30 protein-coding genes and 1 pseudogene are annotated in these 23,970 nt (G+C 36.4%); 8 read left to right on the top strand and 23 right to left on the bottom strand.

The genetic code is table 11. The features are described from left to right. Positions 1–630: 630 nt before the first annotated feature. From OSO01_RS24020 to OSO01_RS00115, 9 genes and pseudogenes are all read right to left on the bottom strand, one after another. Positions 631–918 carry a GNAT family N-acetyltransferase gene (locus OSO01_RS24020; RefSeq protein ID WP_371863275.1) on the bottom strand — a complete coding sequence of 96 codons (288 nt, stop codon included), beginning with the start codon at positions 916–918 and terminating at the stop codon, positions 631–633. Positions 919–966: 48 nt separating this feature from the next. Next, positions 967–1,206: a hypothetical protein gene (locus tag OSO01_RS23515; protein ID WP_198048566.1), complete on the bottom strand. Its 240-nt coding sequence runs from the start codon at positions 1,204–1,206 to the stop codon at positions 967–969. A 419-nt stretch (positions 1,207–1,625) separates the two neighbouring features. Then, positions 1,626–2,007, bottom strand: a pseudogene (locus OSO01_RS00150) (MFS transporter); the annotation flags it as partial. A gap of 13 nt (positions 2,008–2,020) precedes the next feature. After that, the gene (locus OSO01_RS00145; protein WP_147207721.1) at positions 2,021–3,097 is read right to left on the bottom strand and encodes an SDR family oxidoreductase; all 1,077 of its coding nucleotides are present in this window, start codon (positions 3,095–3,097) and stop codon (positions 2,021–2,023) included. 62 nt (positions 3,098–3,159) lie between these two features. Next, positions 3,160–3,954, bottom strand: a complete 795-nt coding sequence (locus tag OSO01_RS00140; RefSeq protein WP_147207720.1) for an SDR family NAD(P)-dependent oxidoreductase — start codon at positions 3,952–3,954, stop codon at positions 3,160–3,162. A gap of 77 nt (positions 3,955–4,031) precedes the next feature. Continuing rightward, positions 4,032–4,502: a DMT family transporter gene (locus OSO01_RS00135; RefSeq protein ID WP_147207719.1), complete on the bottom strand. Its 471-nt coding sequence runs from the start codon at positions 4,500–4,502 to the stop codon at positions 4,032–4,034. Positions 4,503–4,513: 11 nt separating this feature from the next. Next, the gene (locus OSO01_RS00130; protein WP_147207718.1) at positions 4,514–4,942 is read right to left on the bottom strand and encodes a DMT family transporter; all 429 of its coding nucleotides are present in this window, start codon (positions 4,940–4,942) and stop codon (positions 4,514–4,516) included. Positions 4,943–5,081: 139 nt separating this feature from the next. Continuing rightward, positions 5,082–5,399, bottom strand: a complete 318-nt coding sequence (locus tag OSO01_RS00125; RefSeq protein WP_147207717.1) for an ArsR/SmtB family transcription factor — start codon at positions 5,397–5,399, stop codon at positions 5,082–5,084. Between the two features lie 445 nt (positions 5,400–5,844). Beyond that, the gene (locus tag OSO01_RS00115; protein WP_147207716.1) at positions 5,845–7,002 is read right to left on the bottom strand and encodes an MFS transporter; all 1,158 of its coding nucleotides are present in this window, start codon (positions 7,000–7,002) and stop codon (positions 5,845–5,847) included. 388 nt (positions 7,003–7,390) lie between these two features. Here OSO01_RS00115 and OSO01_RS00110 point away from each other — a divergent pair, with 388 nt between their 5' ends. Further along, positions 7,391–7,744, top strand: coding sequence for a winged helix-turn-helix transcriptional regulator (locus OSO01_RS00110; RefSeq protein ID WP_147207715.1), 354 nt, complete (start codon positions 7,391–7,393; stop codon positions 7,742–7,744). A 127-nt stretch (positions 7,745–7,871) separates the two neighbouring features. Here the strand turns inward: OSO01_RS00110 and OSO01_RS00105 are convergent, their stop codons facing one another. The 3 genes from OSO01_RS00105 to OSO01_RS00095 form a co-directional block, all read right to left on the bottom strand. Next, positions 7,872–8,264 (bottom strand): RidA family protein, encoded by a 393-nt coding sequence (locus OSO01_RS00105; protein ID WP_147207714.1) that lies wholly within the window; start codon positions 8,262–8,264, stop codon positions 7,872–7,874. 86 nt (positions 8,265–8,350) lie between these two features. Further along, entirely contained in the window at positions 8,351–8,962 is a 612-nt protein-coding gene (locus OSO01_RS00100) for a flavin reductase family protein (RefSeq protein ID WP_147207713.1), read from the bottom strand. After that, positions 8,952–10,064 carry an oxidoreductase gene (locus OSO01_RS00095; protein WP_147208045.1) on the bottom strand — a complete coding sequence of 371 codons (1,113 nt, stop codon included), beginning with the start codon at positions 10,062–10,064 and terminating at the stop codon, positions 8,952–8,954. The genes OSO01_RS00100 and OSO01_RS00095 overlap by 11 nt, the downstream gene beginning before the upstream one ends. A gap of 148 nt (positions 10,065–10,212) precedes the next feature. Between OSO01_RS00095 and OSO01_RS00090 the strand changes: the two genes are divergently transcribed. After that, positions 10,213–11,118, top strand: coding sequence for a LysR family transcriptional regulator (locus tag OSO01_RS00090; protein WP_147207712.1), 906 nt, complete (start codon positions 10,213–10,215; stop codon positions 11,116–11,118). After that, positions 11,108–11,464 carry a winged helix-turn-helix transcriptional regulator gene (locus OSO01_RS00085; protein ID WP_147207711.1) on the top strand — a complete coding sequence of 119 codons (357 nt, stop codon included), beginning with the start codon at positions 11,108–11,110 and terminating at the stop codon, positions 11,462–11,464. The genes OSO01_RS00090 and OSO01_RS00085 overlap by 11 nt, the downstream gene beginning before the upstream one ends. 84 nt (positions 11,465–11,548) lie before the next feature. Here the strand turns inward: OSO01_RS00085 and OSO01_RS00080 are convergent, their stop codons facing one another. Next, positions 11,549–11,965 (bottom strand): Lrp/AsnC family transcriptional regulator, encoded by a 417-nt coding sequence (locus OSO01_RS00080; RefSeq protein WP_147207710.1) that lies wholly within the window; start codon positions 11,963–11,965, stop codon positions 11,549–11,551. A 110-nt stretch (positions 11,966–12,075) separates the two neighbouring features. Between OSO01_RS00080 and OSO01_RS00075 the strand changes: the two genes are divergently transcribed. Next, positions 12,076–13,128, top strand: a complete 1,053-nt coding sequence (locus tag OSO01_RS00075) for an alkene reductase (protein ID WP_147207709.1) — start codon at positions 12,076–12,078, stop codon at positions 13,126–13,128. 141 nt (positions 13,129–13,269) lie between these two features. On the opposite strand, the gene OSO01_RS00070 is transcribed toward OSO01_RS00075, so the two are convergent. The 4 genes from OSO01_RS00070 to OSO01_RS00055 form a co-directional block, all read right to left on the bottom strand. Then, a complete protein-coding gene (locus tag OSO01_RS00070; RefSeq protein ID WP_147207708.1) occupies positions 13,270–13,665 on the bottom strand; it encodes a RidA family protein in 396 nt (131 codons plus the stop codon). A gap of 217 nt (positions 13,666–13,882) precedes the next feature. Beyond that, the gene (locus tag OSO01_RS00065) at positions 13,883–14,695 is read right to left on the bottom strand and encodes an alpha/beta fold hydrolase (RefSeq protein ID WP_147207707.1); all 813 of its coding nucleotides are present in this window, start codon (positions 14,693–14,695) and stop codon (positions 13,883–13,885) included. A gap of 105 nt (positions 14,696–14,800) precedes the next feature. Beyond that, positions 14,801–15,427 (bottom strand): nitroreductase family protein, encoded by a 627-nt coding sequence (locus OSO01_RS00060; protein ID WP_147207706.1) that lies wholly within the window; start codon positions 15,425–15,427, stop codon positions 14,801–14,803. 59 nt (positions 15,428–15,486) lie between these two features. Next, the gene (locus tag OSO01_RS00055; protein WP_281289802.1) at positions 15,487–16,191 is read right to left on the bottom strand and encodes an SDR family NAD(P)-dependent oxidoreductase; all 705 of its coding nucleotides are present in this window, start codon (positions 16,189–16,191) and stop codon (positions 15,487–15,489) included. A gap of 259 nt (positions 16,192–16,450) precedes the next feature. Between OSO01_RS00055 and OSO01_RS00050 the strand changes: the two genes are divergently transcribed. Further along, on the top strand, positions 16,451–16,816 hold the full coding sequence (locus tag OSO01_RS00050) for a winged helix-turn-helix transcriptional regulator (protein WP_147207705.1): 366 nt from the start codon (positions 16,451–16,453) through the stop codon (positions 16,814–16,816). 32 nt (positions 16,817–16,848) lie between these two features. On the opposite strand, the gene OSO01_RS00045 is transcribed toward OSO01_RS00050, so the two are convergent. Continuing rightward, on the bottom strand, positions 16,849–17,409 hold the full coding sequence (locus tag OSO01_RS00045; protein WP_147207704.1) for an NAD(P)H-dependent oxidoreductase: 561 nt from the start codon (positions 17,407–17,409) through the stop codon (positions 16,849–16,851). Positions 17,410–17,780: 371 nt separating this feature from the next. Between OSO01_RS00045 and OSO01_RS00040 the strand changes: the two genes are divergently transcribed. Continuing rightward, positions 17,781–18,158, top strand: coding sequence for a hypothetical protein (locus OSO01_RS00040; protein ID WP_147207703.1), 378 nt, complete (start codon positions 17,781–17,783; stop codon positions 18,156–18,158). Between the two features lie 19 nt (positions 18,159–18,177). Next, on the top strand, positions 18,178–18,762 hold the full coding sequence (locus OSO01_RS00035; RefSeq protein WP_147207702.1) for a PadR family transcriptional regulator: 585 nt from the start codon (positions 18,178–18,180) through the stop codon (positions 18,760–18,762). A 246-nt stretch (positions 18,763–19,008) separates the two neighbouring features. Here OSO01_RS00035 and OSO01_RS00030 read toward each other — a convergent pair whose 3' ends face one another. Further along, a complete protein-coding gene (locus OSO01_RS00030; RefSeq protein WP_147207701.1) occupies positions 19,009–19,563 on the bottom strand; it encodes a cysteine hydrolase family protein in 555 nt (184 codons plus the stop codon). A gap of 200 nt (positions 19,564–19,763) precedes the next feature. Here OSO01_RS00030 and OSO01_RS00025 point away from each other — a divergent pair, with 200 nt between their 5' ends. Further along, a complete protein-coding gene (locus OSO01_RS00025; RefSeq protein ID WP_147207700.1) occupies positions 19,764–20,201 on the top strand; it encodes an Lrp/AsnC family transcriptional regulator in 438 nt (145 codons plus the stop codon). An 85-nt stretch (positions 20,202–20,286) separates the two neighbouring features. Here the strand turns inward: OSO01_RS00025 and OSO01_RS00020 are convergent, their stop codons facing one another. From OSO01_RS00020 to OSO01_RS00005, 4 genes are all read right to left on the bottom strand, one after another. Next, positions 20,287–21,486, bottom strand: coding sequence for an alpha/beta hydrolase (locus OSO01_RS00020; RefSeq protein ID WP_147207699.1), 1,200 nt, complete (start codon positions 21,484–21,486; stop codon positions 20,287–20,289). Between the two features lie 265 nt (positions 21,487–21,751). Then, positions 21,752–22,195 carry a GNAT family N-acetyltransferase gene (locus tag OSO01_RS00015; RefSeq protein ID WP_186813503.1) on the bottom strand — a complete coding sequence of 148 codons (444 nt, stop codon included), beginning with the start codon at positions 22,193–22,195 and terminating at the stop codon, positions 21,752–21,754. A 29-nt stretch (positions 22,196–22,224) separates the two neighbouring features. After that, positions 22,225–22,620, bottom strand: a complete 396-nt coding sequence (locus OSO01_RS00010) for a MerR family transcriptional regulator (protein WP_147207697.1) — start codon at positions 22,618–22,620, stop codon at positions 22,225–22,227. A gap of 114 nt (positions 22,621–22,734) precedes the next feature. Continuing rightward, positions 22,735–23,481 (bottom strand): SDR family oxidoreductase, encoded by a 747-nt coding sequence (locus OSO01_RS00005; protein WP_147207696.1) that lies wholly within the window; start codon positions 23,479–23,481, stop codon positions 22,735–22,737. Positions 23,482–23,970 lie beyond the last annotated feature (489 nt).

Raw genomic sequence — 23,970 nt, 5'->3', positions numbered from 1 at the left:
TGAATCCCCTTTCATTATACATTAAAATATTATTTATAGATTATCAGCTCAAAAATCAACTCATGAATCTAATCATGGGTTATTGGTATACCCTCTATCTCATAGTCGAACAATTGCCGCAATGTATGAATGGTCCAACAAATACCGCCAATTGTTATTTACCATTCTATATAGTTGGGTACGTTATCAGCTAATTAGTCACAATATCTATGGAACAAATCAACAGGATTAATATATCCTCAACTAGTGGATAACAACCTTCTACTTGCAGCGATGGCAGCGTAATCCAAGAAAGGGTTATTATGCCGTATATTTCCAATAGATTCTCAGCGATTGATTTATATATTTTTCCAAAATCAAGCTCATCTAATCTCTTGCGGTAAAAATGGCTCTAATGTTGGTAGGAAACTTCAAATACATCAAACCTCGCCCTAACTTTAGGTCGAGTTTAAAATTAGGTTGTTTAATTTTTTATAAAAAACGCTTCACCTGAACTATAAACAGTGTTTAAAAAACTAGGTTTTAATCCATTATATAGCCCATTTCTTGAACAATAAGGTTGGATTTTCAAAACTAAATCAAAAAATGCAATCCATCACAAAGCACCAAGCAAGATGCAGGGAGCAATACTTATAAATAACACAATACGAGATGCTGAATATGAGGTAAGGCTTCGTTCGTTTGATTGTTATAGCCACATGGATTGGATTCAACCGTTTCAAATTCAAAACCAGCCCAAATATATAATTGTATGGCCCTGATGTTCCAGATTTGTGTTGGGATGTACATCACACAATCACCTTCTATCTCAACCATTCGTTTGACGCCTTTCGCGATAAGCGCCCTTCCTAATCCGAGACGTTGATATTCAGATTTAACAGGCACCCAACGCATAACCGGATAGTGCCGCTTTCCGATATAACCCCACCAAGAAGTGAAATTTGCTATTTTTTCTCCAACTTCATTCTATATAAAAAAAGTTCTACATTCTGCTTTATATGGAACAAACTCTTCTTCAAAGTATGCTACAGCATCTATTACACGCTCAAAAGCCCCTGCAGATTTTTCAATTTCACCCCAAGCAAGTGCATCTCCATCTTGGTAATTCACAAAAGAGAATCCCTTTGGTAACGCACTGTTAAGAATAGATGAACCTGGATTTCTCTTTAAAATAACTGTAAACAGTTTTAAGCTTTTATTAAACATGCTCTTCCCTCTGTGTATTTGTTTGGAGCACGGAAGAAAATTAGAAAGGAAACTTAATTCATAACACGTGCTCCATTACTATAAAGTCTTTGATTGATTTTAGTTTCCGTCATCATACTTTCTACAAAGATTACTTTTAGGCTAGCATGTAGATAAGTAACAGTAAGTAGAAAGAATATCTATAATTAAACTATCCTGTGTTCCATTAACTGGCTCGTTTGTTGCATACAGATTTTTTTATATTCTCATATTAAATATATACCATATAATTTACTCAATAACCATCCAGCCAGAATATTTTTCTAAAAGGAGTTCAGGCTGTGAAAATGGTGTATCTTTAGCGGTTGGCCGCTGCTTTGCTATTAAATAATTTAATCTTCAACAAATCAAAATACTGAAACTTAACTAACCATCATTCGTTATAGGGTTTTACCCTCCCTGCTTTCCTTCGTCTCTAAAGAACGTCCCCATGCAGATAAAACAACAAACACCACAAAGAATCATAACGGCACCAATCCAAGTTGTATGAATAAGTCCAATCGAGTCTGTAACTACACCACCTAAGTATGAACCTAATGCTATTCCTGCTTGAAAAGCTGCAATATTAATTGCTGAAGCAACATTTACAGCAGACGGAACAAAGCGTTCAGCTAATATCATGACATAAGATTGTAACACTGAAATACTCATAAAAGCCAATAACCCCATATATAATACGGTTATTAACCCAGCCGCTTTAAATGGAATGGTAAAATACATGACGAGTAGAATCACTGATTGCACCAGGAATATATAAATTATTTAAACAAGACTATCAAGGTATAATCTTACGTCTTTTGAAATCATCAAAAATATCCGTAAACATCTTCTGGGTATCAATATATTCATGAAAACCAAACCGCCGTGCTTTAGAACCATCCGCGAACATATCATAATCCCATGAAAAGACAAAATCTCCAAAGCCCCAGGAAGAAACATCTTTGTAAGGCGTCTCTGCAAGTCCATACTTAGCAATCATTTCTTCCCAAAGCGGTTCTTTATCTGCCATGATAACATCCAAGGACATTGGAAGCGGAGGTGCTTCATCCAGTTCAAAATAACGGGCGATTTTTGGCCACATTTCATTCCAGCGGAAAAGATCTCCGTTGTTGATATTAAATGCCTGGTTAGCACACGCTTGATTTGTTGCGGCCCAGACAATCGCTTTGGCCAATAGCCCAGCATCAGTCATTTCTAACAATTTATCAAATGCTCCCGGCTTGCCAGGAAATCGTAATGGAAGTCCAAGCTCTTTGGATATGGAAGCATAAACAGCAATTACCATCGCCAAATTCATTGGATTCCCTAAACCAAATCCACATACGACAGATGGACGAATCGCTGTCCAGGACCAAGTCTTCCCTTTTTGCCTGCTCTCCAGATAGTTTTGTTGATCAAGCATAAATTCTGGCGGCATAAATTGCGCATCTGTTTCCCTTGCAGGTGTTTTAAAAGGTCCAAGATGTCCTCCATATACCTTATATCCCTGCATAATACTGACATGTTCTAAATTTGGCGCAACTGCCTCTATTGTTTCTAATGTATTTTTCAACATAGCCAGGTTAGGCGGAACCAGTTCCGCCCAAGTCGGCCGATCCTGATAAGCTGTATAGAAAATATGTGTTACGTTCGTAAGGTTACGAAGCTTATCCTGACTGTCGTCTCTATCAAGCAAATCAACGCTGATATAGTGAACACGTCCCTTTTCTTCTCCTCCGCGTCTGGATAATCCGATAATCTCCCAATCTTTTAACGAAACTAAATGATCTATTAGATTTTTGCCAATTACTCCGTTTGCGCCTACCACAAGCGCAACCTTATTTTCTTTGTTATCAAATGATTCATGTGACATTTCATCGTCTTCCTTTCGTTTATAATATTAAATAAATATTTCTTACTCCCAGCTCATGTAGCTTAAAATACGCTGCGAACCAGCCCTCCATCTATTTTTAAAGCAGAACCATTTATCGCAGAAGAAAGCGTGCTGCTTAAAAAAGTAACCAGATTAGCTATTTCTTCAGGTCGAATCAGTCTTTGGATAATGGAAGTAGATCGATTTTCCTGCATAAAGCGCTCTTCCATCTCTTCCATTGTCAAATCTTCATTAGCATAGAGAGTGCGAAGCATGGTTTCTACCCCTTCCGTAAAAGTAGAACCAGGTGTAACCGTGTTGACAGTAACTTTCGACCCTTTGGTCAGCTCGGCCAAGCTTCGGGATAAAGAAAGCTGCATCGTTTTAACTGCACTATAATGCGGCATTTCAGCAGCGGGAACCAAAGAAGCTTCACTTCCAATAAAAATAACTCTGCCTTCATTGCGCTCAATCATTTTCTTTAAGTACCAGCGTGTTAATCGGACACCACTCATCATATTCACTTCAAATTGCTTGTACCAGTCTTCATCGGTTGTATCAAAGTAATCCACCGGCTCAAAAATCCCTAAATTATTGACCAGTATATCGACATTAGGATATTTCTCTATCACTCGCTCACAGCCTTCTTTCGTACCTAAATCGGCTGTGATAAAATCTATCGAAGCTTCCGGGTATTCTGATTGAATGAATTCTATTGTCTGATTAATCTTTTCTTGATGACGCCCATTAAGGATTACGTTAGCCCCTTCTGCTGCTAAAGAAACAGCAATCGCCTTCCCTATTCCGGATGTTGAACCGGTAATTAATGCTGTTTTTCCTTTTAATTGTAAATTCATGATGAACCCTCCGTTTTATGTTTGTTTCTTGTTCCTATAAAAGTTTCAAGCTTCATCTCCTTTCACTTGTTTTGATATTAAGTTGCTTCTAATGCCTGCTTTCGATCTTTAATATTTGCTTGATAAATCAACCAAAGCGCAATAAGCATCAAACCAAGTGCCAGCAAACGTTTTAAATCAAATGAAATTTGCATGCCGCCAAACCAGCCGAAATTGTCAATCAGCATCCCCGTTGATAACTGTCCAATAATAGCGGAAAGATTTGCTGCAATGACGCCAATTTTAGGTACGGTAAGAATCGTTAAAAATAAGTAACCAACACCAAACCAAACTGCTGACAGCTGCCACCCTGGAGCTTCCAAAAAGGATAAGAAATTTCCGGTCCCAAAAAATAAAACAATGATAAAAAGCATCATTCCACCAGTAATAAATGTTAGAAAGGCACTTTCTAATGTGCCTGCTTTACTGCTGAAAGAACCGTTTACGGATGATTGTGCACTTAACAGGACACCACCAATGAGTGAAGCAATTAAAATAAAAATAGACATTATGTATCCTCCTAGTAAATTAAAAATATAGAAACAAGCATCAGGAAAACGGCAATAATTTTTTCTGGTCTCACTTTTACCATAGGGCTGCCCAGCCATCCTTTATGTTCGATAATCATGCTCATAACTAACTGCCCTACAACCACACTGCTCATCGCTAACCCTACGCCAATAAGCGGAATACCGATAACAAGAACAGTTAGATAAATAATTCCCAGCAAACCGCCAGTCAGTTGCCATTTAGGGGCTTTTACTGTATAAGATAATGTCCCTTTTCCCCAGAAAAGCAGAGCAATGCCAAGAATTATTGTTCCAACAACAAAGTTATAAAGGCTACTTTCCAATTTTCCGATTGACTCACCTAATATTGCATACAGTGCCCCTTCTACACTTAAAGCCGCACCAGCCAATAGTGCTGCAATATAAAATAAAACTTTCAAGTAAAATTGCTCCCTTCAATATCAATATTATATTTCGAGAAATATCGAATTTAAAAATAAAAAAGAAACGACTTGCTTCTTATACGGAATACGATTTTATAATTCGGGAAATAACGAAATGATAAAGATAAAAAAAGATCTACAGATCCTTTTTTATAATAGAGACAATTTCCCCAATTTTTTCTTCATTTCGGCGATAGTAAGTCCATTGCCCATGGCGTTCAGATTCCAAAAGACCTGCCTGCTGCATCATCTTTAAATAATGTGACACAGTAGATGGTGACATTTGTGCTTTTTCCTGGATGTCACCCACACAGACGCCTCCCTTTTCACTGATATTTTTGGAAAGGTGTGCAGTCGGCTTTTCAAAATGGTTTATTGGATCCTTTAACCATCGCAGCATATCCAGCCTTTTTTCATTTCCCAACACTTTGAAAATTTCGCTTAAGTTTGTCATGAACTTATCTTATTCGAATTTTCTCGAAATGTCAATTGAATGAATTAATAGGCATTATAAATATCCCAGAGCAGCCTATCTAAAGAAGTTTTTTATTGCTGCAAGGCGTATTTTATGATCGCAATCCTCACAGCAAAACATTTTTGTCTTCTTCTCCTTAACGATTTTGTATTTTGGGCTTCCTTCGTATACTTTAAATACTTTTTTGCAGTGGTAACAAACTGCCTCATAATGAAACATATTAGCCTCCTTTGATAATAACTGCCTTTTCATCTACGGATGCAAGGTGGAAAACAAAGTACATATAAACTTCTATATCCACTTTATCATATAACCAAAATCTTCACTTTATTTTTTATAATAAATTTTTAGATGAAAAGCCACCCTGCCTGTAACATCTAAAACCCGGCTGAAAATAACCAGCCGGGTTAGAAAAATGAAACGATTAACCAGCAGTAGCAGAAAATTTACCACGTATAACGGGCAGCAGCGATATCAGTCCTAAAACACCCATTATTACTCCGACCCATAATGGTGAAGTAAGTCCAAAGCCGGCATCGATCGTCAGACCGCCGACAGATGAACCAATCATAAGACCAAGATTAATCATCGAGTTATTTACGGTGGCGACAAGTGTTCCGGTATTGGACACACTTAGAACCCGTTTTGCCATCGCCGGATTTAAAGAGACGCCGGTTAAACCAATAATGATAACTGCAACAACAGCAATCGCCGGAACTTCTGCCAAGAAACCAAACAGAATAAGAGCAGCTGTCAGAATAAATAATCCAACGGTCATGGTAGGCATCATATACAAGTCTGCTAATCTGCCAACAGTAATATTACCAATAACCGTAGCTACACCATAGATTCCTAATATAATAGGTACAATTCCTGCACTAAATCCGGTAACCTCCGTCAGGATTGGTGTGAAATAGCTAAATGCAGCGAATGTTGCTCCGATTATAAATACATTCGTTGTATAGGCAGCCCATAAACGGTAGTTTTTAAAGGAGCCAAGCTCTTTTTTAACGCTGATGCTTTCCTTTTCCTGCGATTCAAAGGCCGGTATGAGAAATTGAACCAATATCGCCGCGATAAATACCAGGACCACAACCGCCCAGAAGCTGGCACGCCAGCCCAAATACAAATTAAATACCATGGCAAAGGGGACTCCGGCAGCGGTGGCAATCATCAGCCCGCCTAATACAACGGAAGCTGCCCGCGCCCGTAAATGGTCGGGGACGAGTTGATAGGCAAGTGACATAGCAGTGCCAAATGTTGCAGAAGAAGCTATTCCTTGTACAACACGAGCCGCCATCATGACTTCATAGTTAGGAGCGGTGGCAGCGATTGTCTGTCCAATAAGAAATACAAGTGTTAAAGCTATCAATCCTTTTTTTAATGGGACTTTTAATAAAGCAATAGTTAAGATAGGTCCACCTACAATCATTCCTACTGCGTAAGCTGAAATAAGATAACCAATAGCTGCAATTGATACACCGAATTCTTCTGACAGAGAAGGCATGATACCTGCTACCATAAATTCTGATGTTGTTTGAGAAAAAATAAGAAAACCTAGTATAAACACTACAAAAGGCAAAACTGTTCACTCCTAATTTAGATTTTTAATAACAATTAAGTATTAAATGTACCTGTAATTTTCTGCTCCAATTTCCCTGCTTTCTGTTGTTCCCAATAGAACTTTATTTTTTTAATGTCATTGATGTATCCTCCTCTGATAACTAAATAGTGGTATCCTTCATTATGTTGAGCAGAATATTATTTGAAAAGTAGACATTATTTTCATACTTAGTATGATAAAAGGTACAATTAAATCCCTGCCTAATGTAGAGCTTTTAAATTTTTTAGCAGCTATCCGCAGATATTAAGACAGAACTTTTTTCAAGCTGATTTATTTCTTTTCTTCTTTCTCTTAGATATGATTAACATACTTTATATGAATTTGTTATAAAGGGAGGAAATTTGAGTTGGACGATCTATCAAAATATGGAATTGTTTCCGCACTTCAAGCAATCGGCGGTAAATGGAAGCCCCATATATTATTTATTCTTTTAGAAAAAGGCACAAAACGCTTTGGAGAATTAAGACGTTTAATGCCTGAAATAACGCAGGGTGTATTAACTCAGCAACTTAGAGAGTTAGAAAAAGACGGGCTTGTTAATCGTGTTGTTTATCAGGAAATTCCACCAAGAGTAGAGTATTCTTTATCCGCACATGGACAAACATTGGAAAATGTTTTAAGAGATATGTGTGCATGGGGTTTTACGCATGAGGAATTTTTAGAAAAAGAGAAAGATTCTTTAGAGGTGCGCAGTAAATAATCAAGGTAAAGTAAACAAAGCAGCGGCTCAATATTGTCACTGCTTTGTTTACTTTATGCCCTAAGAGAAATAAAAACTTGTATCCAGCTAGAAAGACACAACTCTAATGATTTTATTTTCAATGTCGTTAATCAGCTTTCACTGCTATAGCTTCGATTTCAATAAGAGCATCTGGATGAAATAAACGGTTTATTTCTACAATGGAATCCGCTGGATAAGGAGCTGAAAAATACTTTTCCCTCAATGCAACAACCTCTTTAAAATAAGACATATTTTTTAAGAAAATAGTGACCTTTAAGACATCATTTAGTGTAGAACCGCCATTTTTTAAGATTTTATCGAGATTCTTAAAAGCCTGTTCAGCTTGAGCAACGAAATTTCCACAGTGTATAAGATCCCCATTCTCATTTATACTCGTCTGCCCTGAAATAAATAGTAAATCTCCAAAAGACATCCCTTGAGATAAATGGAAAGGAGCGTAAGGATCTGGAGTAATGTTAATTTGTTTCTTTTTTAGCATCTTTTCATCTTCTTTCTATCTTTATTTTTAATGTTGCTATCTCATCACTATTAATATCATAAGGAAAATGTTTTCTATAGAATAAATTACTTTCTATTTCTGTTCTTATCAGATAGATCGATTATTTTATCTGCTACTATATAATTTCCAGCCAGTCTTCCAAGCGCTTTAAGCCTTTTTATATCAATATAGCCATTATCAAAATACGCATCTTGAATATGCATTTGCTGCAGCTCCCCAAGTACTAAATAATCTGATCCGAGAGGGATAATCTGGTACAGTTTACATTCCATATTGATCGGTGATTCTTTTACCCATGGCGGAACCACACTTGTGCTTTCTACTGGTGTTACACCGCTTTTTTGAAATTCATCCATCTCCGGCGGCAAATTTTCAGAGCTTGTTTTCATGGCTTCTGCTAAAGAAGCATTCACTAAATTGATCACAAATTCTTTTGTATCCCGAATATTTTGCAGCGTATCTTTTACACTGCCTTCCCTTTCTTCTGTTCCGGGACTGATAGAAATAGAAAATATCGGCGGTTTACTGGAAGCCACGTTAAAGAAACTAAACGGACTCAGGTTTAATATGCCTTCTTTACTTTTTGTGGAAACCCAGGCAATTGGTCTAGGAAGAACAGATCCAATTAATAACTTATAAAGCTCTTTTTCCGATAATTTTGTTGGATCAATAAGCATATTTTTCTTCCCCGTTTGTATACTCTTCTTCTCTAAGCGTAGCTATAGGCTGAAGATAGCTATGTTCAAAAGTATTCAATGCCCTTCCTTCTTTTATCTTGTATACCCAGTCCGGATTGACAATGGCACTTGTTCCAATCGCAACCAGATCGGTTTCATTCTTTTCTAACAGTTTCTCTGCTTTTTCAGACTCCCCCAATTTTCCATTAGCGATTACCGGCAGCTTGCTGTACCGCTTTGCCAATGCAGCAAGTGTAGACAGACTATCTGAAAAGGCAGGTGCAAATGCTTTATACTCTGTTGTATGAATATAGGTTGCCGAAGCAGCTGCCAGCTGTTCAAAAATGATTTTAGCGTCCTTTTCTCCATCTGCCCATTTATGATGAAAATCATTTACTTTGCCTTGCGAAATACGTACACCGACCGGATATTCTGAACCCACAGCTTTCCGTATAGCTTGTAAAACCTCTACAGTTAGGCGAATGCGATTTTCTGTCTTCCCTCCATATTCATCGGTCCGCTGGTTCGAATAATCTGTTAGAAATTGATCGAGTAAATATCCGTTTGCTCCATGCACTTCCACACCATCAAAACCTGCTTGTTTTGCACGGACAGCTGCTTGAGCAAAGCTCTCAATCACATCACGAATTTCCGCTGTTGTAATCTCTCTTGGAACAGCAAATTCCCCGCTGCCGCCATGATCTTCTAACATGCTGCCCACTGGCTGGACGGCAGACGGCGCCACAGCTGTAAAACTGTCATGCTGGACAAGTGCTCCACCATGCATAAGCTGAGCGATTATTTTTCCTCCTGCATTATGAACAGCCTCTACCACCAGCTTCCATTCCTCTGCCTGCTGATCATCTGCAATTCCCGGCTGATTTTCATAACTTCTGCTATTCATATGGTCTGGATAAATCCCTTCTGTAATGATCAGTCCAAATCCGCCTTGTGCAAAGCGAGAGTAATATGAAGCCATCCGGGCAGTCGCCTCTCCTGTTTGCTCGGCACTGGTGCGGGTCATCGGTGATAGCACTGCCCGATTTGGCAATTGCAGACTCCCTAGCTGATAACTTGAAAAAAGTTTTGTATCGTTATGCATTAAAAATTCCTCCTCCTGTTTTGCAATCATCTCCGTTTCAAAAGAAGATTTGCTTAAAATTAATTGTACGTCCCACTTATCATATAGTAAAATGATTATTAATGATGTTGTCATCAATATAATTGATGTTAATAAAGGAGGTAACAACATGGAGTTGACGGATTTAAGGATAGTTGTAACGATACAACAGGAAGGCAGTATCACAAAGGCTGCAGAAAAACTGGGGTATGTCCAATCTAACCTTACAATGCGGATTCGAAAGTTAGAAACAGAGCTTGGTGTGCAGCTTTTTCATCGTGATCGCAAAGGGGTTTCTCCAACCGAAAAAGGGACATTACTGTGTAATTATGCTACTGATATTATACAAATGGCTGATGAAACCATTGCAGCCGTTAAGGAGCCGGAATATCCATGCGGTTCATTATCTATTGGAGTCGTAGAAACCATTGCATCTACCCCTGCTTTTATCCGTGCTTTATCCGAATTTCAGAAAAAATATCCGGATGTGTCCCTGACGTTAAGCACCGGCACTTCCCCGCAAAATTATCAGAAGGTATTGAGTGGTGACTTAGATGGTGTTTTTTTGACCGGTGAATATGATTTTTCTTCTCTAAAGGTAGCTTATGAATTTGAGGAGGAAGTTTTTCTATTAACAGGAGGACAGACGAAAGAAAGGAATGTTTTCTCTGATTTTAAAAATACAGCCTGGGTTGTTTTCCCAGAAGGCTGCCCCTTACGAAAAGCGAATAAAAGCTGGCTTCAAGATGATGGAATTTCGTTTGATAATACCATTGAAGTAAGTTCACTGGATACGATGCTGAGCTGTGTACGGGCAGGAATCGGCAATACACTTCTAACCGAATCGGTAGTAGATCAAAAGGATAAACAAATACAATTCTATCCAGTACCAGAGCAATTCAGATTCGTCACTTCCCGATTAGTTACTCGGAAAAGTCCATTTTTAAGCAAGGCATTTACAGCTTTTGCTGATTGCTTTGCAGAAGCTGATAAGAATGAAATGTATAAACAAGGAGAGAAGCTGCATGCAAACTGAATTTGACAAAACCTGTGTTCCAAACGGCATCGCTTTAAAAGACACCGGCTTTGGATATACATTATCCGTGATTGGCGGAAAATATAAAATGATTATTCTTTATTGGCTGTCTGAAAATGATGTCATGCGCTTTAATGCATTACAGCGAAATATAGCCTCTATCTCGTATAAAACACTAAGTGTTATGCTAAAAGAAATGGAAGAGGATGGAATTGTCATGCGGAAAGAATACCCGCAAATTCCTCCAAAAGTGGAATATTCACTGACTGAGCTGGGCAGATCGCTTCTTCCAATATTAAATATGATGTGTGACTGGGGAGAAATGAATCAGAAAGTTACGCCTTGAACGAGAAAGCCTGCATTGCTTAAAATGATAAAAACCTGATGATTTTATTTCTGATCGTCAGGTTTTTATGATGAACTCTTATTCTTAATCGTTATTAACAGGATGATCACCCAGAACGGATAATATATTGGAAAAAGCAAACTGCGTTGTATCTTTGGAGATTTGCTCCAGCTCTTCCATACCTTCACAAACCACTTCGGCCATGTAATTATACTCTCCGCCAATCCTCCACAAATCTATGATATTGTTGTTTTCTTTACAGTAATTCGTTAACTTTTCACAGCTCTTGGTTTGAAATAGAACGAAACCATGTATTCCTTTATTAAGCTCTTTATGATTTACCTCGACCGTATAACGCTTTATTACATTATCTTCTAATCTCTCTATCCTCGTTTTCACAGCAGGAGATGACATGTTTATCTGTTTGCCGATTTCTGTGTATGTAAGTCTTGCATTTCTTTTTAATAAATCTAATATTTGGTGATCGATATGATCTAACATTCTTTTCTCCCCGCTTTCTTTAAAATTTAAAGTTTTTCATAGCATATACTTTAATCATCCCATTGTAAACAATACGGCATCAGATTAAACTTCAATATGAGGTGATCAATATGACACGTTCCATCTTCTCTAATTATAAAATCGGGAACTTAACATTAGATAACAGAATTGTAATGGCGCCAATGACAAGAGGATTTGCTGATGACGAAACAGGTGAAGTCAATTACCTGGTTGCAGACTACTATGGTAAACGGGCAAGATACGGTGCCGGCTTAATTATTACTGAAGGAATTGCTATAAATGAAACGGCCAAAGGAACCTACGGGATACCCGGCATATTCACGCATTGCCAGATGTTAAGCTGGCAAAAGGTTACAAGAGAAGTACATCAATATAAAACAAAAATCTTCGCTCAGCTCTGGCATGTAGGCAGAGTAAGCCATCAGGAAATTTTAAATGGGCACGCACCTGTCGCCCCCTCACCTATCAGCGCTAGCGGAAAGGTACATCGATTGAAGAAACCCTTCCAAACTCCCAGAGCTTTAACTAATACGGAAGTCTATCAAATAATAGACGATTACAGAGATGCAGCAAGAAATGCAATGGAAGCCGGATTTGACGGTGTTGAAATACATGCCGCACATGGTTATCTGATTGATCAGTTTATCAGCGAGAAAACGAATCAGCGTCAGGATGAGTTTGGCGGTTCTTTGCAAAACAGACTGCGGTTTTTAGATTTAATTATTAAAGAAGTAAAGAAGGTTGTTCCTAAAAATAGAATCAGCATTCGAATTTCCGAGAAGAAAGATGATGATACAGATTATGTATGGGAATATCCTGAAGAAATGGTATGTGCCATAACAGGGGTTCTTGCTAAACACCAGCTGAAAATCCTCCATCCGTCTGTAGAAAACTATGAGGATACGCTTCAAAATGATCTAAGATCGCTGCATACATTATTCAGGCAATACTGGGATGAAACACTTATCGCTGTCGGAAATATAGATCCTGAAAGAGGAGTAGACATTATTGAAGCTGATCAGGCAGACTTCGTAGCATTTGGGCAATTATTTATATCCAATCCAGATCTGGTTATTCGTCTGAAAGCAACTCGGGAGATTTTTCCGAATCAGACAAAGGATCAGCTTCCATGTTTAGTTTAGGAGTTTAAAGCTGGCGGTTTGCAAAAAAGAACAGGTCCTATATACAATGCTTGTCTGTTCATTCTTTAAAAACAACAAAGCCATGAACTGCAAATTTGTAGTTCATGGCTTTGTCCAATAGGTAAAGTGTGCTGGTACTATTTAAATTTCAGCGGCCCATATCTCCATTTCAATCTTAATATCAGGCAAGCCAAGCTCTGAAATATATCCGATTGTCATTGCAGGATATGCTGACTGAAACAGTTCATCCCATTCAGAATACAGGAAATCCCAATCAATGGATTCAGTTGCCCAGATATTCACCTTGATAATATTATCGCTGCTTATTTTTTCCGTTCCGAGGACGCTTTTTATATTGTTAAATGTATGCTTCACCTGTTCATTGAAGTCTTCCGGAATATTTCCTTGTTTATCAACACCAATTTGTCCGGAAGTCACGATGAGTTCGGCATTTTTTGGAACTCTCGTAATTTGAGTGTAGTTACCGACAGGACTCGGCATTTTTTCAGGGTTTTTTCTTACTATTTTTTCGTTCATTTTATTACCTCACCATCAAAAATTTATACTGCTTTATTCATTAAAAATAGACACACTTCACCAATTTGACTATTTTTAATGAAAATCAGCAGTAGAGTATCCATATCCGAATGATAAAAATGCAATTATTTTTTTCTTCATGAATTGGACACCCCTTTCTTTCAGATGGTAATGTACGTTTTTTTTAATATAACATAGTAAATGAAAAATATCTTATTTAAAGAAGCTGTAAAAATCTATTTAAATAGAAATCCATATCTTCCTGGACATCAATGAATAAATTGTGGCCTGCATCGTTTAAGACGGCAACTTCTAAATCATTTGAGCCATCCAGTAAACTTAATTGATCGTGATAACCAACGACTTGATCATTCTTCCCTAACAACGTAATTCCTTTGTATTTCGTACTACTTGAGACTAACTCCTCTTCAAATGAAAAAGAATAGTTTTTGAAATAATTTGATTGTAAATTATCCCAAAAATCACTGTTAAATTTAGTTAACCCTGGAATAATTGCTTTTTGATAGTTTTCCCATGCTTTGTTATTTATCAAAACATTCATGGAGAGAAAATCTTCATAGTAGCTTTCATTCGATTCAACAGATACTTTCTCCTGGAAAATATTTTTATGTTTTGCTGTTTTCCGATTATTTATATTCGCAATCAAGACAGGACAAGTAATAAACAAACTATTTACTTTTCCCTTCAGTTTATGGGCTAAACCGAAACACAGATACCCCCCATAGGAATGCCCGAACAATGATACAGCTTCATCTCCAGAATCAGCTACAATAAATTGTTGAATTGTATGTAAAATATCATCCGAGTTTTTTAAGTTTTCATTAACCCCAGATTCCCCCATCCCTGGTAAATCAATATAAACGCGTCTAATATTTTTATCAGCTAGAAATCTGTCATAAGTTTGCATCATGCTGGCAATATCAAGCCCTAATCCATGTAAAAAATAAATGGTTTTACCAGCTCCATACTCTTGATAATGAATTTTTACATTGTTTATAATCCTCTCCATCCATATTCCCCCCTGTATGTTCCGTTGATATTATACCATATGGGTATGAACAGGAGAATTTAACCCTCTACGGAGAAACCTTTCCCTGTGTGATTCCTGATTTCCCTATTCTATTGCATTAACAAATGTTATTTCTTCAACAGGATGTCTGACAGTAGCATGACCATCCTCTGCTCCCTTCCCAACACTTAATAACATAATATCTTCATAGTGTTCAGGAATATCCAAAGCTTCAAAAAGCGCAGTTTTATCATAGCCTGACATGGTAATCGTCTGATACCCTTTTTCATTTAAAAGAAGAACTAAGCTCATCGCCGCCAGACTGCCATCACGTACTAATTCTTTTACATAGCCCTGGTGAGACATACCTTGATAATATACAATGGCTGCATCCGTCAAAAGTGATTTGATTTCTTGATTAAAATAGCCTTTCTCAAATGCTTCATCCTGTATAGCACGGATATTTGCTGTTTCAAAAGCACGGTAATCACCCAATACAAAAATCAGATAACTGGATGTTTCCACCTGCTCTTGATTATTGGCAGCAGCTCTGACTTTAGTGCGCAATGCTTTATCTTCAATAAGTAAATATCGCGTGCTTTGAATGTTATTTCCATTTGGTGATTTGGATGCTAACTCAATCGCATCAAGTATTTCCTTTCTGGCAATTATAACGTTTGGGTTATAATGCCGTACCGATTTCCTGCTTAAAATAATATTTTTTAAAGTCACCTTTTATTCCTCCATACTCCATTTGTTTATACTGCCTCACTTTAACTGAATTTTTTCTTTTAAGCTCCAAATCCACCATCTACAGCTACGCATGTACCAGTAATAAATCGGCCACTTTCCCCAGCTAAATGAGCTACCGTTGCTGCAATATCTTCTCCCTCTCCAAAATGATCTAATGCCAGCAAACTTTTTATTTTTTCTGCATTTGGACCGTCAGATGAACTCATGTCCGTATTTATCGGACCTGGATCAACAGCATTGACTGTTATCTTACGAGATCCTATATCTCGTGCAAGACCCTTCGTAAAACCAATCAAAGCTGATTTAGTCATGGAATATAAACTGAAATCTGGCTTAGGAACATGATAAGCAAAGCTGGAGCCAATGGAAATGATTCGTCCACCTTCTTTTAAGTATTTTAGTGCAGTTTGGGTAGTTATAAAAACGCCTCTTACATTCACATCGAGCGTATGATTCAATTCTTCTAATGTAACAGCTTCAGGTGGCCCAGCCGGAAAAATTCCTGCATTGTTGACTAGAATATCAAGCTGACCAAAGTAAGCTATTGTTTGTTCAACTGCTTCTGTAATTTCTCCGGGGTTGCCGCTATCTGCCCTAATCGCAACACCCTGTTGACCTAGAGCCTTCATTTCCGACACTACCTTTTGCGCTTTTTCCTCAGCATGAACATAAGTAAATGCAACTTTCGCTTCCTCTTGAGCAATTTTTTTCACAATAGCTGCACCAATACCTCCTGCTCCCACCAGTGACGAATGCAACTTTATTTTTTAAATTCATTCTTTCCCCTCCTTTGTTATTAAGTACCTTTATTAAGTCCCGTATAGAGCAAAATCAATCTTTAAAGTAGATATGTGTTTAATAAATAGTATCTACTTTATGCCAAGCTTCTTTTAACATCACCACCTTATATTTTTGTTATAATCATAGTAACTTGAGTTTGTATAATTGAAAATACTGCACTTTGTTGTTACTAGGTTACTTTCAAGTAAGGGGTGAATTGTTTTGAATAAAGTTCATACAGGATTTGATGTGGTTCAAAATATCATAAGCGGAAAATGGAAAAGCATTATCCTTTATCAGCTCGGTTATGGAAATAAGCGGACTAAAGATTTACTTAAAATTTGTGAAGGCGTTTCTCATAAAGTATTGAATGAACAGTTAAAGCAATTACAAGCAGACGGTCTAATTAAGCGGGCTGTTTATGCAGACGAAGTTCCAATCAGAGTTGAATACAGTCTTACGGAGTATGGACGTTCCTTTTTGTCATTATTAAAAGAAATGTGTGATACCGGTGATGAACATCTTAAAAAACAAGGGATAACAACATATAACAATAAGGTTTGTGAGTACTATAATGAACATACATAAAACCCGTAGCAACTTGCCTCCGGGTTTTATGACTATAGATTATTCAAAAATGTTATATATTTCATTGTGTTACGCTCCAACCCATTTTCCCCAGGCTTTAACTCCTCCTCTTCTGTTCCACCCGGTTTTTTCTCTTCGCCGTAAAACGCATGAATAGAACGATAATCTGCCTTACAATAGAAAAAAGTGGTTTCAAATGGAATAAGTATTTGTTCTAACGTATGGCCATATCTCCCCTCTTTCCTATAATCGCTGGATCGGATACCTGCTGAAACCGCCAGCGCCACTTTCCGGTTTTTTAATTTGTCTCCGCCATTGGAACCGTAGGCCCAGCCGTAATCGAAAACTTCATCCATCCACTTCTTTAAAAGTGATGGACTATTAAACCATTGAATCGGGAATTGCAACACCAAGTTTTCATGCGATTCAATCAGCCCCCTTTCCTTTTCTACATCTATTTTTTCTGCTGGATAAGCTCTATATAATTCATGTACTGTATATTTTTCAGGATATTTTTTTAACTCCTCTACCCAACGTTTATTTACAGTAGATGTCTCGATACTCGGGTGAGCTGCTACAATAAGTGTTTTCATGTGTTTGCATCCTCCTTCAAATTTGTTTCTATTTGATTATAGAATGCAAACAAATCTTATGTAAGTACGCACTTTTAGGTGAGATACTGGTGTAAAGGTAAGTGTCTCTAAAAAATGTACTTAGTATTTTTAGACAAGGATTTATTTAATTGAATGTATTTTAAATTAGTTCATGTAATTTTTTAATTCTTTTAAAATCAGAAGTTACCTTATCAACATAGAAATTATACTCTCTTCTGCCTCCTTCTCAAATTTTTATATTTATAGAAATCAAAAAAATACTGACATTTCTCATTAATAATGTTACTATTAGATATATTACTAATAGTAATGTTATTTTATTCATCTAATTTTATCAAGGAGGTTTTGTAATGCTTTCTTTTTCAATAATAGGCGCCATCATTTTTGGATGTATTGCACTGTTGACGCTGCTCGTAACTTTGGGATACCCGTTAGGAGAATTTACTCTGGGTGGAAAATATAAAATATTACCTTCCAAAATGAGAATAATGAGCGGAATCTCGCTAATTATCCAAGCAGTTGCAATTATAGCTATACTTGATGCAGGCGAGGTAATTACTACGTTTTTTCCTTTTAATGTACAAAAGGGATTATGCATTTTCTTTGGATTTTATCTTTTATTAAATGTAGGGATGAATAGCTTATCTTCCAGTAAAAAGGAAAGATATTTAATGACGCCTTTATCTTTATTGGCATCTATTTGTTTTTTTGTCACAGGATTCTTTTAAATAAAGGAGATATATGATTATGGATAATATCATTTTAGGATTTCTGATGATTCAGGGATCGACGATTTATGAATTAAGGCAATTTATCAAAAAAAATCTCTCCACTGTCAGCAGTGATAGTACTGGAAGTATTCAAGCAGGCATAAATAAATTATTAAAAAAAGAATGGATTACCTACGAAGAACGAGTGGAAGGCGGCATAAATAAAAAAACATACTTTATCACCGAAGCAGGAAAAAATCACTTTAGAGAAAATATATCAACTCCTATGTTATATAAAGAAAAAAACATGGAATTAAGCAAGCTGTTCTTTCAAGGATTTGCAGATAGCTCCGAGCATGAGAAGTTTGTTAGTCGCTACATTGATGAATTAGAAAAGAATTTACATCACCTGGAAGCCATTAAAGCATCGATTGGTCAAAGAAATGATTTCGGTCCAGTGTTTATTAACAAGTTAAAAGAAGCTGGTGGCGCTACAGAATTTTTGACTGAAGACGGTTTGAAATCAATTGCCTTCTTCCAATATGCAACACTGGATTTAGGAATTGCGAAGATTAAATTTGAAATAGAATGGTTTAGAGAATTCCAGGCAACATTAAAATAGAAATGATAGAAATTGAACAAAATAATTAGTTCTATTCACCTGGGCTGCTTATAAATCAACTGCTTGCTTCAATAACTGTTTTTTCTGTATGGGTTTACTACTTTTACGAACGTATCATTATTGCAGACTAAATTTGTTCCATCTTCAATTTTACGTTTGCAAGAATTTATCAAGTTGATTGTTTGATTAGAAGCTCTTCAAAGCACTTTTTTACTGTCTATTTCATATCTATAAAACATGGTGCTTTCACAGTACAGTTTGAATAAACTCCCTTGTAGTTAATACATTAGCAAACTCATCATGAATCGTTGCCAGTGACAAGTGATGGATTATATCAGCATCTATGAACTCACCATAATGATCCTTCATTCCAAACGCAGCAGTTGCATCTGAAAGCAGATACGTTTTATATCCTAAATTCCCGCTCGCTCTTGTTGTTGTAGACACACAATGCGGCGTGGTTAAGCCAACAATTGCTGTTGTTTCAATCTGACATGTCTGCAAATATTCATCTAAATCCGTTCCGATAAAAGCACTGTTTACTCTTTTGGTTATTACTTTTTCTTGCTGCAAAGGAGTAACGATTTGTTTAATAGGAAAGCCCTCTCCTTTTTCATAAAATACAGATTCAGGGTCATCAGAAATATGCTGAATATGAATAATTTCCCATTGATATTCCCGGCATTTATCTAATACTATTTTCATATTTTTTTCAGCATCAGGATTATTCCGTTCTCCCCATTTCTTATCTTCAAATGCCTTTTGAACATCTATCATGATTAAAGCTTTTTTCCCTTTCATATCTTCACCCTCCATACTTAAATTTTAATCTATAATTTTATATATTTCCTGCCAATAAACAGTTTCACCTCTTCTGCTATCTTATTTTATATAAAAATCAAAGGCATTTAAATAAGACCAAAAAGGATTTTTGAGTGTTTGGCTTTTCATAATTAGGAATATAAGATATTCTGTTTAATAAAAAAAGGTTGATGTATTTTATGGATGCAATTGATAGAAACATTTTGAGAATATTACAGGAAAATGCGAAAATCTCTATGAAAGATTTAGCAAAAGCCGTTCATTTAACCTCTCCATCCGTCATTGAAAGAGTACGAAGATTAGAAGAACAGCAAATTATTGAGGGTTATCATGCGCATATCTCTTTAAAAAAGTTAAATCGTCCCATTACTGCACTTGTATTGTTTAAATCAACAGATTGTAAAGCATTATCTAATTTTTGTAATAATCATCCGGATGTGCTGGAGTGTTATAGAGTTGCCGGAGAGGTAAGCTATATTGCCAAATTAGCCACACATTCTGTGGAAAGCTTAGAACAATTTATTGATGATACGATGCAATATGGAACACCATCAACGAATATTGTACTATCTTCTCATGACAAGAAAGTAATTGACCCATTTGATATGAAAAAATAAAAAGTAACTAAGTGAAGAAGTTATACAAATTCTTCACTTAGTTACTTTTTTCACTAGTTTGTAGCTTTCCCTTACCCAATAAATCCTAGTTATATTCATTTAAAAACTCTTCTATTTTTTGTCTGGTTGCTTGATTAGCTATACTGTCCCAGTTAGTGTCATAACTATGGTCAGAAAAAGGAAAATAGTAAGCTCGGTTATCTATATTATTTTCATCAAGTTTTTCATGCAATATCTCTATTTGCTCTTCAGGTACCACTTTATCTTTTAGACCTACAAATGAAACAGTGGGGGCAGATGATTCATTTACATACTGAATAGGAGACATTTGCTGATAACTTTGTTTGATTTCTTCTGTTTTTGGCTGGTCATCCATGAGTTGTTCTAGCAGTGGCTGAACAAATTCTTTACTATTATTTTTACCATAGAGCTGTAATAAATCCGATGGTCCATATAGATTAATAATAGAATTTATTTTCACTGTGGAGTCGGAATCCGTTTCTTTGGGAACAAGGCTGTTTTCCTTTAGTTCCGTGTACCCCGTTAATAAGGCTAGATGGCCTCCGGCAGAAGCTCCTATTAAATTAATTCTGTTTATATCTAAATGATATTCATTCGCATGTTCAACAATCCAGTTTAACGCTGCATGTGTATCTGAAATTTGTTTTTGCCACATATCGGGGCCGTTTTGACTGTATTCCACATTAAATACAACATACCCCTTCGAATTAAACCATTTGCTCCAAGAGGAAACCTCACTTTTATCTCCACTGCTCCATCCGCCGCCATGAATATTTACAATAACAGGACGATTTTCATCATTAACTTTCGTATCCCATACATCCAGTAATAAATCTTCATCTTCGGCAGTTTTATAAACAACATCTTCTTCTAGATCGGAATACGTATCTGTACCAGAAAAAGAGAATGTATAGTTATCCATCAATGCTGTTTTTGTGCCAATACGATCTGCATAGTGTTTGTTTTGAATCCCGGAAAGAAGCGCTATTCCTAAAAATGAAATACAGATGACCGCCCAAATTATTTTTAAAAATAATGCAGATTTCTTCCTAATAAGAAGGAGTAAAATAATGAAAGACGCTACACCTAAAATTAATAATGTTAAAGGGAATGTAAGCAAGTAAAATGCAATCTGCCCTGAATACGTACCATATCCACTAGCAGAAAAGGAACGCCAAAGTAAAATAAACGTGCCTGTTAGTACTAATAAACTAGCAATAATACCAATTTTGTTGGAAATAGATTTAGATTTTGTAAATGTCATTTAGCTTCTCTCTTTCATTCGTTTATCTGAATAGCGATACCCCGAAAAGAGTTCTTTGAAACTAAAACCTGTTCATCATACTACTTTAAATAATTTAATGTTTACTTCTTAGTTGTGCTAAGCTGTGATTTTTGTCTGATAAGGTTCTTTACCTTTTTGCATTAACATGACAGGAAAGCATGTTTTGCAGATAAAGCACAAAAAATGCAGTCAACTTGTTAAGTTTAAACTGCATAGAACTGTTTTCGTGAACACAAATTGTAAATTAATGATGATAGTTACTTTTCCGCAGAATAACAGGAATAACTGTCCCAACATAAAATGGCTGAGGCTCACCGACTATCTCCCCGCCCATTTTACATACTATATTTGCTGTTACCTCTCTTGCCTCCATGTAGATTTCATAAACTCCATCCGCAAATAAATCATCAAAGGATAATTGTACTATTTTACTGCCAATACGATTCCCTTTGTGATCAGGATCTGTAACAAATCGCCCCCAATGTACAACATTATCCTCTTTCCATGCAGCAACAGCCCCTATAATCATATCATTGAATACAGCACACCAACATTGTGGTTTCTTTGATAAAAATGCTGATATAGCTTCCGAGGGTATCTTTTGTTCACCGTTAAATATTTTTGTCTGCAAGTCTATAATTTGAGGAAAATCTTTTTTCTTTGCTTTACGAAAAACTATATTTCCCAAATAATATACCACCTTCCACTTGAAAATAACTAACAAAGTTTTTGTTTATTTAGACTTGAAAGATCCATATTCTCAAGCTGTTTTAAATGGTTAATTTTAATGGTTACCATTTCCTCTGTTTTCTTTAATTCTTCCTGTTGCTCCTGAAGCTTTTTCTGGTGTGCTTCTAAAATATCAATTCGTTCGGATAATACCTCTTTATCCCCTTTTGATAAATTCATCATTTCTTTCAAGTCAGTGATGGAAACATTTGCATCACGCAAGCAGGAAATTACTTCAATCCATGATAAATCTTCCTCTGTATAGATTCGATAGCCATTTGCATCCCGCTTTACGTAAGGTAAAAGTTTCTCTTCTTCGTAATAACGTAAAGTATGTGGAGCAAGTTCTGTCTTTGCAGCTGCCTCTTTTATTGTATACACCATAGTAACTTCTCCTTTTATTTATCATTATAGTGTTATAATCTGTGATTGTATCTTAGACCATTCATTTCTAAGATACAATCATTTGATACTTTCCATTAATAATAATTGGAGAAATTAAAAAGCTTTTTGAATCGTAGGTCTGACGATAATTTCATTCGTAGAAACTTCATCCGGCTCATTTACAGAATAAGCAATGGCTTTTGCAATACTTTCTGGCTGCAGCCACACTTTACTCACCATTCCTTTTACAGCATCCTTTGTTTCTTCATGGGTTATCCCATTTGTAATTTCTGATTGAACTGCACCAGGAGAAATAATCGTGGTACGAATATTATTTTCACATTCCTCCTGTCGAAGCCCTTCTGTGATAGCCTTCACCGCAAACTTTGTTCCTGCATATACTGCAGCATTTTCTACGACAACATGCGCTAACGCAGAAGCAACATTAATAATTTGGCCTTTTTTATTCTCTCTCATCGTTGGAAGAACGGCGGATATGCCATACAATACTCCTTTGATATTAATATCGATCATTTGATCCCATTCATCCATTTTCTGTGCATGTAATGGAGAAACTGGCATAATACCTGCATTGTTAATAAGAACATCAATCGTTCCAAATTCGTCTAAAGCTAATTGAGCTAGTTCCTGTACTTGTTTGCTTGAAGTAACATCCGTTATTTTGTAAACAGCTGTGCCTCCTGCTTCTTCAATGGCCTGTTTTATACTACTTAACCTTTCTTCACGTCTGGCTCCTAAAACTACCTTCGCACCGTGCTTTGCCAATAATTTTGCTGTATTTTCCCCGATTCCGCTGCTGGTGCCGGTTATGATAACTACTTTGTTTTGTATATTTTCCATGAAAATTCCTCCTCCTTTGTATTAGCTTGTATATCTAAGCTATAAATTGGAGTATAAACCTTCAAGTGAACCTGAAGGCAAGGGGAATTTCTTTAATAAGATTTTTGAAATAAAATAAACCCGACTAAATCAATGTCAGTCGGGTTGAAGTTTGATACTTGTTAACTAAATGGAGCAGTGCTTTATGACAATTTCTCCATCTTTCACATTCGCTGTATTAAAGGACATCCCTCATTTTTCATACTCTCTTTTGCCGCTTCCACAACCTGCTGTAAATAATCAATTGTTGTTCCTTCTTGATTTATTTTAAGATACTGATAGTTTATCTTAATAGATTCATCAATAGTTTGTATTTTTTATCATTTTACAAACCTAAAATGTAGAACGAAGCAAGGGTATGTTTGAAGCTTTATCATGCTTGGATTTATCAGTTTTTATGTCTAATTATCAAAAAGTTGTTAAAAAATGTATTACATCAGATTAATCACA

Source organism: Oceanobacillus sojae, from assembly GCF_007991515.1.
Classification (GTDB): Bacteria; Bacillota; Bacilli; order Bacillales; family Amphibacillaceae; genus Oceanobacillus; species Oceanobacillus sojae.
Note: the sequence above shows the minus strand (reverse complement) of the source record. Positions and strands in the feature narration are given on the sequence as shown.